Genomic DNA, 12703 nt, shown 5'->3' with positions numbered 1-12703 from the left:
GACCCGATTTTTATCGTCAAAGCGACGAAAAGTGTCCCATGTCGCCAGGAGTGACCAATCCGGACTCGTAGGCCGCCATCACCAGCTGCGCCCGGTCGAACAGCCCCAGGTGGTCCAGCAGCGACTTCACCAGCGCCGACACCTCCTCCTCGGGCAGCGCGAGCGTCTGGCCGATCTGCCGGTTCGTCAGCCCGCGGGCGACGAGTTTGAGCACGTCGAGCCGGGCGTCGGAGAGCCCGGCCAGCGCCGGCGGCGAGGCCGGGTCGGTGCGGCCGGCGAACGCCGAGATCAGCCGGGTGGTGACCGCCGGGTCGATGAGCGCGTCCCCGACGGCGGCCGCCCTGATGGCGGCCAGGAACTGCTCGGGGGCCGAGGTCTTCAGCACGAAGCCGCTCACGCCCGCGCGCAGCGCCGCGTACAGGTTCTCGTCGCTGCCGAACGTCGTCATCATGACGACCTTGGGCGGGCGTTCCCCGGCCAGGATCCGGCGGGCGGCGGCCAGGCCGTCCAGGTGCGGCATCTGGATGTCGAGCAGCACGACGTCCGGCCGGTGCGCGCGCACGCCCGCGATGGCCTCCTCGCCGTTGGCGGCCTCGCCGGCCAGCGCGACGCCGTCCTCGCTGTCGAGCATGGCGCGCAGCCCCGCCCGTACGAGCGCCTGGTCGTCGGCCACCAGCACGCGCAGCACCCGCTCGTCGGCGGCCGCGGCCGGCGCGGACGACGACGGCGCTGGGGACGACGGCGTCGGGGACGGCGGGGGCGGCGGCTCCTCCAGCCGCTGGGCCAGCATGTCGGCCTCCAGCCGGCGCAGCCCGGCCGACAGGTCGAGTCCCAGCTCGTCCCGCCACACCGCGCGGGCCCGGCGCAGCGCGGCCAGCGCGTCGCCCTGACGGCCCATCCGGTACAGCGCGAGGGCCAGCAGCCGCCACGCCTCCTCGCGCAGCGGGTGGGCCGAGGCGTGCGCCTCCAGGTCGGCCACCAGGGAGGTGGCCCGGCCGAGCGCGAGACCGGCGTCGGCGCGCCGCTCGACCGCGATCAGCCGCAGCTCCTCCAGCCGGCCCGCCTCGGTCGCCGCCCAGGTCAGCTCGGCGAACTCGGCCAGCGCCGGCCCGCGCCACAACCCGAGCGCGCTCTCCATGGCCGCCCACACCTGCGGCGGCGGCCCCTCGGTCTTCACCAGGCCCTCGAACCGCCACGAGTCCACCTGCTCGGGCGCGGCGCGCAGCGCGTAGCCGGGCGCGGCCGAGACCAGCACCTCGGCCTCCTCGCGCGGCGCGCGGCCGGGCTCCAGCGCACGCCGCAGCCGGGAGACGTAACCCTGGATGGTGGACAGGGCCTGCGCGGGCGGATCGCCCGGCCACAGCTCGTCGATGAGGGTGTGCACGGGCACGGCCCGGCCGCCCGCCACGAGCAGACGGGCGAGCACCGCCCGCTGCCGCTGGCCGCCGAGGTCGAGGGGGACGCCGTCGCTCCAGGCGTGGAACGGTCCCAGTGCGGTGAATGTCAGCATGTCAGGGGTAAGCGTAGAGGGAGAACACGTCCGGGGATATGGCGAATTGTCACAGGGGGAGTTCGGCGTGGACAACCGTGCCGCCTCCCGGTCCCGCTCGTACGGCGCAGGTGCCCCCGAGCTCGGCGGCCCGTTCGCGCATCGAGCCCAGCCCGACGCCGGGCCGCGCGTCCGGCGGCAGGCCGATCCCGTCGTCGGCGACCGTGACGCGCAGCCGGTCGTCGCGGCGCAGCGCCACCGTGATCCGTGAGGCACTGGCGTGCTTGCGGGCGTTGGTGAGCGCCTCCTGCACGATGCGGTAGGCCGCGACCTCGACCGCGGCGGGCAGGCCGGTCAGCTCGCCCGACGTCTCGATCGGCGTCCCGGCCAGCTCCTCGATCGCGCCGGCCAGGCCGAGCTCGTCCAGGGCGGGCGGGCGCAGGCCGTAGACGAGCTGCCGGATGTCGCCGGTCACGGCGTCCATGCCGGCGCGCAGCCCGGCCAGCAGCCGGTCGGCCTGCTCGGGGGCGCTGTGCACGGTCAGCCGGGCGGCGTTGATCGACATGGCCATGCCGGTGAGCGACTGGCCGAGCCCGTCGTGCAGGTCGCGGCGCAGCCGCCGCCGTTCCTCCTCCCGCGCGGTCAGGATGCGCTCGCGCGAGCGCTGCAACGCCGCCGTCAGCCGTACGGCGTGCGCGGCGTCGGCGATGTACGGCGTGATCGTGGCGATCACCCGCTCGTCGTGGGCCGCGGGGAACCTGCGCCGGTCCGTCGGCCCGATCAGCAGCAGCCCGACCGGCTCGCCGTGCCACACCAGCGGGACCGTCCTGGCCGCCGCGCCCACCACGCCGGACGTGGTGACCGCGCCGTCGGCCTCGACCGCCACGCCGGTCACCGACAGGCCCTCGCGCAGCACGTCGAGCGTGGCCAGCAGGCCGTGCACCGGGTCGGTGTGCTGGAGCCGGTGCCGCAGCCGCCGGGCCAGCGTGCCGGGGACGCCGGTGCTGCCGTACAGCAGGCGGTCCACGCCGCGTTGCAGGCCGCGGCGCATCGGCTGGAAGAACGCCCCGGCGAACAGGGCCGCCGGGATCCCGGCGATCCGGTCCACCTCCGACAGGAACAGGCTGAGCGCCGCGCTGACCGCCACGTACACGAGGGTGATCACGATGGCCAGGCCGGTGCCCACCAGCGCCCTGCTGATCAGCGTGTCGATGCCGAACAACCGGTAGCGCAGCACCGCCACGGCGATGGCCGCCGGGATCAGCGGAATGGCCAGCGAGGCCACCCACCAGACGTCCGCGCCGAGCATCCAGGGCACCAGCAGGCCCGGCAGGGCCACCAGCAGCCACAGCAGCTGCCGCCGCTCGACCGCGTCGCCGCGCCGGAAGCGCACGACCAGCGAGGCGAAGGCCAGCACCATGCTCGCCGAGAGCGTGCCGTGCCCGGCCTCGCGCAGCTCCGGCCGGTCGGTCAGCAGCCCGGCCCAGTCCAGCGCCTGCCCGGCCACGGCCGGCGCGATCACCGCCCGCCAGCGCCGCGACAGCAGCCTGCCCACCGGGTACAGCAGCGGCAGCAGGACGCCGAGGGTCAGCTCGCAGACGTTCCAGGTCAGGTTGACGACCGGCCAGCGCGGCCCCGGCCGTGCGTCGAGCAGCTGGTAGAGGTTGGCCGACAGGATGTTGGCCGCGGCGCTCGCCCCGCCCAGGCACAGCAGCCAGCCGATGATCAGCCGCGGCCTGCTGTGCACGAGGATCGCGCCGAAGACCGGGAAGGCCGTGCCCGCCATGTCCTCCGGCGCGAACGGCAGCGGCGTGTACGGCGACGGCGGCAACTGGGCGGTCACCCAGATGTCGGCCAGCTCCAGCACGACGGCGAACGTGGCGATCCCGATCGCGACGCGGGGAGTGGCCAGCCTCGTCACCGCCCGGCGCGCCCAGACTGCGTGGCGCATCCCACCATTTCCTTCCGTGATCGGCAGGAAATTATCGGGACGAAGCCAACATCCGATCAAAATTCTCTCAACGGCGGCGGATTCCGTGGAGCGCCGCCCCGGACCTCAGGCCGCGTCAGCGCCGCCGGATCGCCGGGCCGAGGGCCAGCATGCCGGCCGCCGAGACCAGCGCGACGCCGCCCACGGCGAACCACAGCGTCTTCGGCCCGGCCGCGAGCAGCGGGCCGCCCATCAGCGGCGCCAGCACCGAGGCCAGCGACCAGGCGAAGCCGAACAGCCCCGAGTACCGCCCCCGCAGGTGCTCGGGGGCCAGCGCGGCCACGATCGTCCCGGAGATGCCCGCGGTGATGATCTCGCCGACGGTCCACACCGCGATCGTGACGGCCAGCCAGAACGTCGTGGTGACGAAGGCCGTCAGCGCGAACCCGGCCCCCATGACCGCCAGCCCGAGCGCGAACGTGCGGGAGGGGTCCCTGCGCCCGAGCCAGCCGGAGACCAGCGGCTGGACGACGACGATCAGCACCCCGTTCAGCGCCATGGCCAGGCCGAACTGCCCCGGCGTCAGCTTCACCACCGACGTCATCGCGACCGGCAGCATGGTCACGGTCTGCAGGTAGACCAGCGCGTTGCCGAGCACGACCAGCGTGAAGGCCACCATCAGCCGGTCGCGCAGCACGACGCCGAACCCGCCGGACGACTCGCGCGCCGCCGGCCGCGTCTCCGGCACCGCCCGCCACACCAGCGCGGCGAAGACCAGGCACGAGACCGCGTCGATCCAGAACAACCAGGCGAACCCGACGCTCGCCAGCCAGCCGCCGGCCGTCATGCCGACCGCGTAACCCAGGTTGATCGCCCAGAACAGCAGCCCGTACGCGCGGGCCCGCTCCGACGGCGACACCAGGTCGGCCACCAGGGCGCTGGACGCCGGCCGGTAGATGTCGATCACCAGCCCGAGCACGAACATGGACGCGACGATCGCCGGCAGCGAGGTGCTGTAACCGAGCGCCAGCATGGTGGCCGCGGTGGCCAGCATGCCGCCCGCCAGCGTGACCCGGCGCCCGATCCGGTCGGTGAGCACGCCGGCGAGGATCTGCGACAGCAGCGAGCCCGCGCCGTAGACGCCCATGACCAGGCCCACGGCGGTCACCGACATGCCGCGGGAGTGGGTCAGGTACACGCCGGTGAACGGCATGACCAGGGTGCCCAGGCGGTTGACGAGGGTGCCGCTCCACAGGGCCCAGAAGGGCCGCGGCAGTCCGCCGATCTGGGAGCGGAGGAAGGAAGGCTTCTCAACAGCGGTGCTAGACACGGACCAAGGGTCAGGTCTGGAGGGCCGAGGCGCCATCGATTTAGTGCACACTAAAACCATGGCCGTCACCTGGGACCTCAAGCCGGAGGACGTCGCGCGTATCCGGTTCGCGTTCTCGCCCATGTGGGAGCTGGTCGCGAGCCTGCGCACCCTCCAGGACCCCTCCAGGCAGTCGATCCACCTGCCCTGGGTCAAGGCCGTGCGCCCCCGGCTGGCCGGGCTCGACCTCGACGAGCTGTTCGCGCTGGTGCCGCCGACCGGCTACCTGGCCGACTTCATCACCCCGCCCCCGCAGACGCCGCTGCCCGACTTCGCCGCCGAGCTGGAGCAGGTCCGCGGCACGCCGCCGGAACGCGCCCGCACGGAGGCCGCGACCATCGCGGGCACCGACCGGGCGCCGCTCGACCGGTTCATGGCGGATCCGGAAGCCGGCGTGGCGCGGGTGGCGGGGGCGCTGGAGACGTACTGGCGGGCCTGCTTCGAGGAGTTCTGGCCGCGCGTCTACGGGCTGCTCGAACGCGACGTGCTGCGCCGCTCCCGCCAGCTCGCCCAGGGCGGGGCCAGGGAGCTGTTCGCCGGGCTCGGCCCCGCCGTGGAGTGGACGGGGGAGCGGCTGCTCATCGACCGGCCCTGGTGCCACGCGGGCGGCCTGCACGGCGACGGGCTGCTGCTGGTGCCGAGCGCGTTCTACTGGCCGTCGGTGGCCGTGATGTCGGCTCCGTACCAGTCGATGCTCGTCTATCCGGTGCTCGGCGTCGGCACGCTGTGGGAGCAGGGCCCGCCGCCCGCCCCCGGCGCGCTCGCCGCGCTCATCGGCCGCAGCCGGGCGCAGATCCTGCTCGCGCTGGCCGAGCCGAGCACCACCTCGGCGCTGGCCGCCCGCATGTCGCTCACCCCGGGCGCGGTCAGCCAGCACCTCGGGGTGCTCAGCGACGGCGGGCTGGCGGTGGGCCTGCGCCTCGGCAAGCAGGTCGTCTACCGCCGGACGGCGGCCGGCGACATGCTCGCCGGCGCCGCCCCCTGACCGGCTCCCCTCCGGGGGTTCAGGCGTACCTGGACGACTCCAGCAGCCAGTCCAGGTGGGCGCGCGGCGCGGCCAGGTAGGCGCAGGCGACCTTGCTGACGTCCCTGGCCGCCTTGGGCGGGAGGTCGTCGAGCGGCAGCCGCCTGGCCGCCCGGTTCATGTCCTGGCAGCGCCCGGCGATCCGGTCGAGCACCCACGCCACGGCCTCGCGCTCGCCCAGCCCGAGCTGCCGCACCGCCAGCACGACCAGGTTGTGCACGTCGCCGCGCTCCTTGGGCCGCGAGGCCACGTCGTTGCACCAGGCCGTGACGTCGCTGCAGGCCTCCACCAGCTCCCGCCACGGGTCGCACTGGACCACCCAGGCCGGCACCTCGACCCGCAGGCACGGCTCCACCAGGTCGTACAGGTAGGGGCCCACGGTGCCCCTGCGCAGGGCCGGGTACTCCTCCAGCGTCGGCATGCGCCCGGCCGCCCGGTTGTCGGCCTCGGTGCGGCACGCGTCGGCCTGGCGGCGCAGGTTGACCGCGAAGCGGGCCCGCCACTGGTCGCTCATCCGCGCGCTGGTCACCCGCCACAGATCGGCGAATGCGGCCTCCAGCGGGTGCCGGGCCGCGCCCTTGAGCATGCCGCCGAAGATGTCCAGCGGGCACGACCCCTCGTCCAGCTCGTCGTCGAGGTGGAACAGCCAGGTCAGCCACTGGGCGAACAGCGCCGCCGCGGCCGCGTCGAACTCGGCGAACGCGCGCCCGGCCATCCGGTGGAAGCCCACCCCGGCGTCGGCGCGCAGGCCCGTCCGCCTGGCCCAGTCGATGACCGCGGCCTCGATGGCGTACACGGCCGGGTGCATCCGGCAGGGCGCCGCCATCGCCGGCACCCGCTCGACGAGCGGCAGCAGCGCCAGCGCGGGCGAGCCGCCCTTGCGCGGCAGCGGCAACATCGGCTTCCAGTGCAGGACCGAGCGGAGCGCGGTGCGCACCGTGGCGAACACGGTGGTGCTCACGGCCGTGTTCACAGCGGACCGTAAAGCCAGTTGCCCGCGGCGTTCGGGTCTGAGCTGCGGTAGTAGTCCTCGGCCGCGCGGATCAGCTCCTCGACGGTGAGCGCGCCTCTGCCCTCCCGGTCGAGCCGGTCGAACGCCTCGTCCACGTCGTCGTAGGCGGTGCCGAACGCGCTGAGCATCGTCCGGAACTCGCCCGGCCGGATCAGGCCGTCGCCGTCGCCGTCGCAGAGCTGGGCCACCGCCACCGTCGCCGGCCGGAACACCGGCTCGTACCGGTCGCCGGTGACGAACGCCGCCGTCATCCCGCCGCGGAAGTCCGTGCGCGCGATGCCGGAGTCGCCGTCGCGGTCGAGCGCCCGCGACAACGTCGACCAGATGCCGTCGAAGCTGCCGACGAGCCGGTTGCCGGTGACCGAGGTGGGGGACTCCCCGAAACCCACCAGCAGGCGTGCGCCCAGCCCCAGCAGGTCCTCCCGTTCGACGACGCCGTTGCCGTTCGCGTCGATGTGGTCGAACGCCCGATCGAGCTTGTGATTGAGCAGGTCGATAGCCACCAATGCCTCCCCCGAGACTAACTGCGTGATCACAGTAGATCTGGGCGGCCCCTTTGTCAGTGAGGCTCGCACCGGCACCCCCCGTAACGTGTGCGAAACACGGGCACGGCATGCTGATATCAAGACCCGCACCGTCTTCAACGAGGGGACGCCTTGGACCGCCAGCAGGAGTTCGTGCTCCGCACGCTAGAGGAACGCGACATCCGGTTCATCCGGCTCTGGTTCACCGACGTCCTCGGCTTCCTCAAGTCCGTCGCGATCGCGCCCGCCGAGCTGGAAGGCGCCTTCGCCGAGGGCATCGGCTTCGACGGCTCGGCGATCGAGGGCTTCGCCCGCGTCTACGAGTCCGACATGCTGGCCAAGCCCGACCCCTCGACGTTCCAGATCCTGCCCTGGCGCAGCGAGACGCCGGGCGCGGCGCGCATCTTCTGCGACATCCTGATGCCCGACGGCACCCCGTCGCACGCCGACCCGCGCTGGGTGCTCAAGCGCACCCTCGCCAAGTGCGCCGACATGGGCTTCACCTTCTACACCCACCCCGAGATCGAGTTCTTCCTGCTGAAGAACCGTCCCGAGGCCGGGCAGCGCCCCGAGCCGATCGACTCCGGCGGCTACTTCGACCACACGCCCCACAGCTCCGGCCACGACTTCCGGCGCCAGGCGATCATGATGCTGGAGTCGATGGGCATCTCCGTCGAGTTCAGCCACCACGAGGGCGCCCCCGGCCAGCAGGAGATCGACCTGCGCTACGCCGACGCGCTCACCACGGCCGACAACATCATGACGTTCCGGCTGATCATGAAGGAGGTCGCCCTGGAGCAGGGCATCTGGGCCTCGTTCATGCCCAAGCCGTTCACCGAGCACCCCGGCTCTGGCATGCACACGCACATGTCGCTGTTCGAGGGCGACCGCAACGCCTTCCACGAGGCGGGCACCGACTACCGGCTGTCGAAGATCGGCCGCTCGTTCATCGCGGGCCTGCTGCGGCACGCCGCCGAGATCACCGCCATCACCAACCAGTGGGTCAACTCCTACAAGCGGCTGTGGGGCGGCGCCGAGGCCATCGCGGGGCAGGGCGGCGAGGCGCCCTCCTACGTGTGCTGGGGGCACAACAACCGCTCGGCGCTGGTCCGGGTGCCCATGTACAAGCCGCACAAGGGCGGCTCGACCCGCATCGAGTTCCGCTCCCTCGACTCGGCGTGCAACCCGTACCTGGCCTTCGCGCTGGTGCTGGCCGCCGGGCTCAAGGGCATCGAGGAGGGCTACGAGCTGCCGCCGGCCGCCGAGGACAACGTCTGGACCCTGACCAGCGCCGAGCGCCGGGCCCTGGGCATCCAGCCGCTGCCCGGCTCGCTCGACGAGGCCATCGCCGTCATGGAGCGCAGCGAGCTGGTGGCCGAGACGCTGGGCGAGCACGTCTTCGACTTCTTCCTGCGCAACAAGCGGGCCGAGTGGCGCGAGTACCGCCGTACGGTCACCGAGTTCGAGCTGGGCCGCTACCTGCCGGTGTTGTGAGGCCGGGCGGGGGAGACCCGCCCGGTTCAGCCCTTGAACTCGCGCACCTCGACCGGCAGCACGCCCACGGCGCGGGCGAGCCGGCGTCCCCACTCCAGCGCGGCGTCCAGGTCGGGGGCCCGGATGACGGTGAACCCGCCGACGTGCTCCTTGCCCTCGGTGTAGGGGCCGTCGGTGGTGAACGTCTCGTCCGCGCGCATCCGGATCACCGACGCCTGCTCGGCCGGGGCCAGGCCGCCGGAGAAGACCCACGCGCCGGCCGCGCGCATCTCCGCCTCGACCGCGCCGATGTCGCGCATGATCGGCTCCAGGACCGCGGGCTCGGGCGGCGGGCCGTCGGGCTCGAACAGGGTGAGCAGGTACTGCTTCATGGGGCGTGGTCCTTCCTCGTGCGTCCGCATCCCCCCGGACGCCGTCAGTCGGCGGGGGCGCGGTCGGCGCTGTCGAAGACGATGTGCTCCAGCAGGTCGGCCTCGGCGCGGGTGAGCACGTGCGCGCTGACGGCCGGGGCCGGGTCGCCGCCGGTCACCCGGGCCAGCAGGCTCTCCCAGCGGCGGCGGTGGCGGGCGAACGTGCGGGGCGCGACCACCCGGCCCCTGGCGTGCTGCCCGGCGACCGCCGCCTCCGGCGGCGCGTCGAGCAGCAGCAGATGGAAACTCGCCCGCTGCCTGCGGGCCAGCCAGGCGAACCCCTTCAGCACGTACGTGGCGCAGCCCCGGTTGTGCGCGAGGACCGCCTGACCGCCGGCCAGCGCCCGGCTGATGCGGCTCAGGTGGGTGGCGAACACCACGGCGCGGCGCACCGGACGGGGGGCCCAGAGGATCCGGCCGTCCCAGCGCAGGCGGGACTGCCCCGAGTCGATCACCACGACCGCGTCGGCGGCGACGGGCGCGCTCTCGGCGCCGTGGAGGCCGTAGAGGCGGCGCAGCAGCGTGGTCTTGCCGGCGCCGGGCAGCCCGGTCAGCACGACCAGCGACCCGGGCGGAAAGCGTAACGTCGCCCGCTGCACAGACCCACCCCGCCCGATCGGATTCGCCTTGACCCCTGTTCGCGCCAGCATAGGGCGCGGGGGCGGGTGGCGGGCGGGCCCGGCCGCCGGAACGGTCCGACGGGATTCACCGGGAATGGGCCCGGGGCGGGGAAATCACGGGATAAGGTACTGCCGACGCCTTGATCGGTCTCACCCCGGATACAGATGCGGCTCCGGGTTGGGGCCGATTTTCGTTGTTCCTCACCCCCGAGTCACATCCGTGCCATCGACGGCGCCGACCCTGGGAGGGGACGGCCGGGGGCGGCCGGGGAAGTTTCGGCCACGCCTGTGGCGTTATGGCATGAGTCGGCCGCCGCTCAGGGACCCCCAGCATCGTGGTAATCCGGGAGTCCAGTAAAATCGGCCTACTCTTTACGATATTTCCGGACTTCTCGCCTTCTAGGGCGATATTGGAGGGTGTGGCATGACGACGGCTGCCCTGCAGACCGTGTTGACCGTTCCCGAGCGTTTCCGGGGCCCGGTGGGAGTCGCCAACGGCGGCTGGATCGCGGGCACCATGGCAGAGGCGCTGAACGGCGGCCGATCAGCGGTCGAGGTCACGCTGCACGCGCCCACGCCCCTGGAGACCGAGCTGCGCCTGGAGCACGTCGCCAACAGCGTCTCGCTGTCCGACGGCGACAAGGTCCTGGTCGAGGCCATCCCCGTCGCCGAGACCCTGACCGGGCCCGGGTTCGTGCCGTTCACCGACGCCGCCCGCGCCGAGGCAGGGTTCGTCGGCCTGAAGGCCCACCCGTTCGCCGAGTGCTTCGCCTGCGGCCTGCGCGAGCCGGGCGACGGCCTGCGCATCTTCCCCGGCCCGGTGGAGGGCTCCGACCTGGTCGCCGCCGGCTGGCGGGTGCCGTTCACGGTGAGCGGCGAGGACGGCGTGCCCGCCTCGATCGTGGGCGCGGTGCTCGACTGCATCACCGGCTGGGCGCACTTCGGCCCCGGCGAGTCGGCCCTGCTCGGCCGCCTGGTCGTGCAGATCAACGGCCCGGTGCTGCCGGGTGGCCGCTACTCCGTCGTGGCCCGTCCGACCGGCCGCGACGGCCGCAAGATGTACGGCGAGAGCGGCATCTACGAGGACGACGGCACCCTGGTGGCCGCCGCCCGCGCCACGTGGATCGCTCCACGCTGACCTGCGTCTGCGAACGGCCCCCGAGCTCGGCTCGGGGGCCTTTCTCATGCCCCGGTGATCCGTTCCAGGACGGTCGTCACCGGCTGCTCGTCGAACAGGATCGTGTAGTGGTTGCAGTCGGGCACGACCTCGTCGCGCAGGCCGGGCACGCGGGCGGTCCAGGTGCGGGCGACCTCGTCGGGGAGCATGCCGGTGTCCTGGTTCAGCAGGCCGCGCGGGGCCCTGAGCAGGTAGGCGGGCGCCTTGATCGCGGCCAGCGCGGCGCCGATCTCGGCGGTCTCGGTGCGCATCCAGCGCCCGTCCGCCATCACGGCCTCGCCGACCGCCCGCGAGCGCAGCGCGCCCTCGGGGCCGTCGAGGTCGTAGCGCACGTACGCCTCCACGTCGGGGCTCCAGTGGCCGACGAAGGCCGGGTGGGCCTTGAAGAAGTCCACGTACTCCTCCGGGGAGGCGAACGTCCGGCGCAACCGGTCCAGCGCGGGGCCGAGCGTGGCCGCCAGCGCGGCGTCGGGGTCCGCGCCCTCGGGCAGGGGGAGGGGGAGGCCGCCGTCCACCAGGACGACCCGGTCGAAGTCGCGCTCGGCCGCGGCCAGCACGGCCACGTACGCGCCCATCGAATGGCCGGCCAGCACCGCGTCCGGGCCCGCGCCGACGTGCTCGGCGACGCGCAGGACGTCCTCGGCGTGCCGGGGCAGCCCGTACGGGCCGGGCAGGGAGGCGCTGTGACCACGGCCGCGCAGGTCCATCGCGATCAGCGACCACTCCTCGGGCAGCCGTCGTCCGACCGCGCCCCAGGCCATCAGCGAGGCGCTGATGCCGTGGACCGCGATGACCTTGCGGGGGCCGGTGCCGAACGTGGCGACGCGGAGCCCGTCCACTTCGTCGAATCTCATAGCCGGATCTTAGGGACGCCGTCCGGGGCCGGGAGTCACCGGCCGTCGCGCGGGCAGTTCGCACGGCGGGCGTAAGGACGTTTTCGCCAAAAAATGCGGATAAATTACCCGATATGCGCATCACCGTGATCGAGCACGAGGCCGGCGCCGGGCTCGGCCACCTGGCGGACTGGCTGGGTCTGACCTGCGACGTCGTACGGCCGTACCGGGGCGAGCCGGTGCCGGAGCGGGCCGCCGACGGCCTGATCGTGCTCGGCGGCGCCGCGGCCGCCTGGGAGGACGAGCGCAGCCCCTGGCAGCCGGCCACCCGCGCCCTGCTGCGCCGCGCCGTGGCGGAGGGCACGCCCACGCTGGGCATCTGCCTCGGCGCCCAGCTGCTCACCATGGCGCTCGGCGGCACGGTCGAGCGCGGCGGGAACGGCCTGGAGGTGGGGGCGTGCGAGGTCGTCGCGCTGCCCGCCGCCGCCTCCGACCGGCTGCTGTCCGGCGTCCCGGCCCGGGCCACCGCCATCCAGTACCACCAGGACGCCATGACGCGGCTGCCGCAGGGCGCGGTGCCGCTGATGACCGGCGCCCAGTACCCGAACCAGGCCTACCGGGTCGGCGAGCGCGCCTGGGCGGTGCAGTTCCACCCCGAGGCCACCCCGGAGATCTTCACCTCCTGGACGGCGGAGTCGGACCTGGCGGCGGCCGAGGACCTGAACGCCGCCGTCAAGGCCGCCGGGCCCGCCCTGGTCGCGACCTGGCGCCCGGTCGCACAGGCGTTCGCCCAGGTGGTCAGAGCCTCCCGCCCGGCCTGA

The 12703-nt window shown here is 73.5% G+C and carries 12 protein-coding genes; 4 read left to right on the top strand and 8 right to left on the bottom strand.

Features of this window, described 5'->3' with window-relative positions; translation table 11 throughout:
* Window positions 1-16: 16 nt before the first annotated feature.
* The 3 genes from ACIBK9_RS30740 to ACIBK9_RS30730 form a co-directional block, all read right to left on the bottom strand.
* Entirely contained in the window at window positions 17-1510 is a 1494-nt protein-coding gene (locus ACIBK9_RS30740) for a BTAD domain-containing putative transcriptional regulator (protein ID WP_397162281.1), read from the bottom strand.
* Between the two features lie 49 nt (window positions 1511-1559).
* Complete coding sequence (locus ACIBK9_RS30735; RefSeq protein WP_397162280.1) at window positions 1560-3440, bottom strand: sensor histidine kinase; 1881 nt, start codon at window positions 3438-3440, stop codon at window positions 1560-1562.
* Window positions 3441-3555: 115 nt separating this feature from the next.
* Window positions 3556-4749, bottom strand: coding sequence for an MFS transporter (locus tag ACIBK9_RS30730; RefSeq protein ID WP_358294225.1), 1194 nt, complete (start codon window positions 4747-4749; stop codon window positions 3556-3558).
* 58 nt (window positions 4750-4807) lie between these two features.
* On the opposite strand from ACIBK9_RS30730, the gene ACIBK9_RS30725 reads away from it, so the two are divergent.
* Window positions 4808-5773 (top strand): DUF5937 family protein, encoded by a 966-nt coding sequence (locus ACIBK9_RS30725; protein WP_397162279.1) that lies wholly within the window; start codon window positions 4808-4810, stop codon window positions 5771-5773.
* 19 nt (window positions 5774-5792) lie between these two features.
* Here ACIBK9_RS30725 and ACIBK9_RS30720 read toward each other — a convergent pair whose 3' ends face one another.
* Together ACIBK9_RS30720 and ACIBK9_RS30715 are read right to left on the bottom strand one after the other, a co-directional pair.
* Entirely contained in the window at window positions 5793-6773 is a 981-nt protein-coding gene (locus tag ACIBK9_RS30720) for a terpene synthase family protein (protein ID WP_358294221.1), read from the bottom strand.
* Between the two features lie 8 nt (window positions 6774-6781).
* Window positions 6782-7327, bottom strand: a complete 546-nt coding sequence (locus ACIBK9_RS30715) for an EF-hand domain-containing protein (RefSeq protein WP_364331930.1) — start codon at window positions 7325-7327, stop codon at window positions 6782-6784.
* Window positions 7328-7480: 153 nt separating this feature from the next.
* On the opposite strand from ACIBK9_RS30715, the gene glnA reads away from it, so the two are divergent.
* Window positions 7481-8842, top strand: a complete 1362-nt coding sequence (gene glnA, locus ACIBK9_RS30710; protein WP_352353441.1) for a type I glutamate--ammonia ligase — start codon at window positions 7481-7483, stop codon at window positions 8840-8842.
* Window positions 8843-8868: 26 nt separating this feature from the next.
* On the opposite strand, the gene ACIBK9_RS30705 is transcribed toward glnA, so the two are convergent.
* On the bottom strand, window positions 8869-9213 hold the full coding sequence (locus tag ACIBK9_RS30705; protein WP_397162278.1) for a YciI family protein: 345 nt from the start codon (window positions 9211-9213) through the stop codon (window positions 8869-8871).
* A 44-nt stretch (window positions 9214-9257) separates the two neighbouring features.
* Window positions 9258-9851, bottom strand: coding sequence for an AAA family ATPase (locus ACIBK9_RS30700; protein WP_397162277.1), 594 nt, complete (start codon window positions 9849-9851; stop codon window positions 9258-9260).
* 445 nt (window positions 9852-10296) lie between these two features.
* On the opposite strand from ACIBK9_RS30700, the gene ACIBK9_RS30695 reads away from it, so the two are divergent.
* Window positions 10297-11010: a hotdog fold domain-containing protein gene (locus tag ACIBK9_RS30695; RefSeq protein WP_358294213.1), complete on the top strand. Its 714-nt coding sequence runs from the start codon at window positions 10297-10299 to the stop codon at window positions 11008-11010.
* Window positions 11011-11054: 44 nt separating this feature from the next.
* On the opposite strand, the gene ACIBK9_RS30690 is transcribed toward ACIBK9_RS30695, so the two are convergent.
* A complete protein-coding gene (locus tag ACIBK9_RS30690) occupies window positions 11055-11903 on the bottom strand; it encodes an alpha/beta fold hydrolase (RefSeq protein ID WP_397162276.1) in 849 nt (282 codons plus the stop codon).
* A 113-nt stretch (window positions 11904-12016) separates the two neighbouring features.
* Between ACIBK9_RS30690 and ACIBK9_RS30685 the strand changes: the two genes are divergently transcribed.
* The gene (locus ACIBK9_RS30685) at window positions 12017-12703 is read left to right on the top strand and encodes a type 1 glutamine amidotransferase (protein WP_397162275.1); all 687 of its coding nucleotides are present in this window, start codon (window positions 12017-12019) and stop codon (window positions 12701-12703) included.

It is taken from the genome of Nonomuraea sp. NPDC050227 (assembly GCF_044459705.1).
In the GTDB taxonomy this organism is placed as follows: Bacteria; Actinomycetota; Actinomycetes; order Streptosporangiales; family Streptosporangiaceae; genus Nonomuraea.
This window is presented reverse-complemented; position numbering and strand designations above follow the sequence as displayed.

Excerpts from the sequence above, each read along its gene's own strand:
- ACIBK9_RS30685 (WP_397162275.1), top strand. The coding sequence starts at position 12,017 with ATGCGCATCACCGTGATCGAGCACGAGGCCGGCGCCGGGCTCGGCCAC.
- ACIBK9_RS30690 (WP_397162276.1), bottom strand. The coding sequence starts at position 11,903 with ATGAGATTCGACGAAGTGGACGGGCTCCGCGTCGCCACGTTCGGCACC.
- ACIBK9_RS30705 (WP_397162278.1), bottom strand. The coding sequence starts at position 9,213 with ATGAAGCAGTACCTGCTCACCCTGTTCGAGCCCGACGGCCCGCCGCCC.
- ACIBK9_RS30695 (WP_358294213.1), top strand. The coding sequence starts at position 10,297 with ATGACGACGGCTGCCCTGCAGACCGTGTTGACCGTTCCCGAGCGTTTC.
- ACIBK9_RS30725 (WP_397162279.1), top strand. The coding sequence starts at position 4,808 with ATGGCCGTCACCTGGGACCTCAAGCCGGAGGACGTCGCGCGTATCCGG.
- ACIBK9_RS30735 (WP_397162280.1), bottom strand. The coding sequence starts at position 3,440 with ATGCGCCACGCAGTCTGGGCGCGCCGGGCGGTGACGAGGCTGGCCACT.
- ACIBK9_RS30740 (WP_397162281.1), bottom strand. The coding sequence starts at position 1,510 with ATGCTGACATTCACCGCACTGGGACCGTTCCACGCCTGGAGCGACGGC.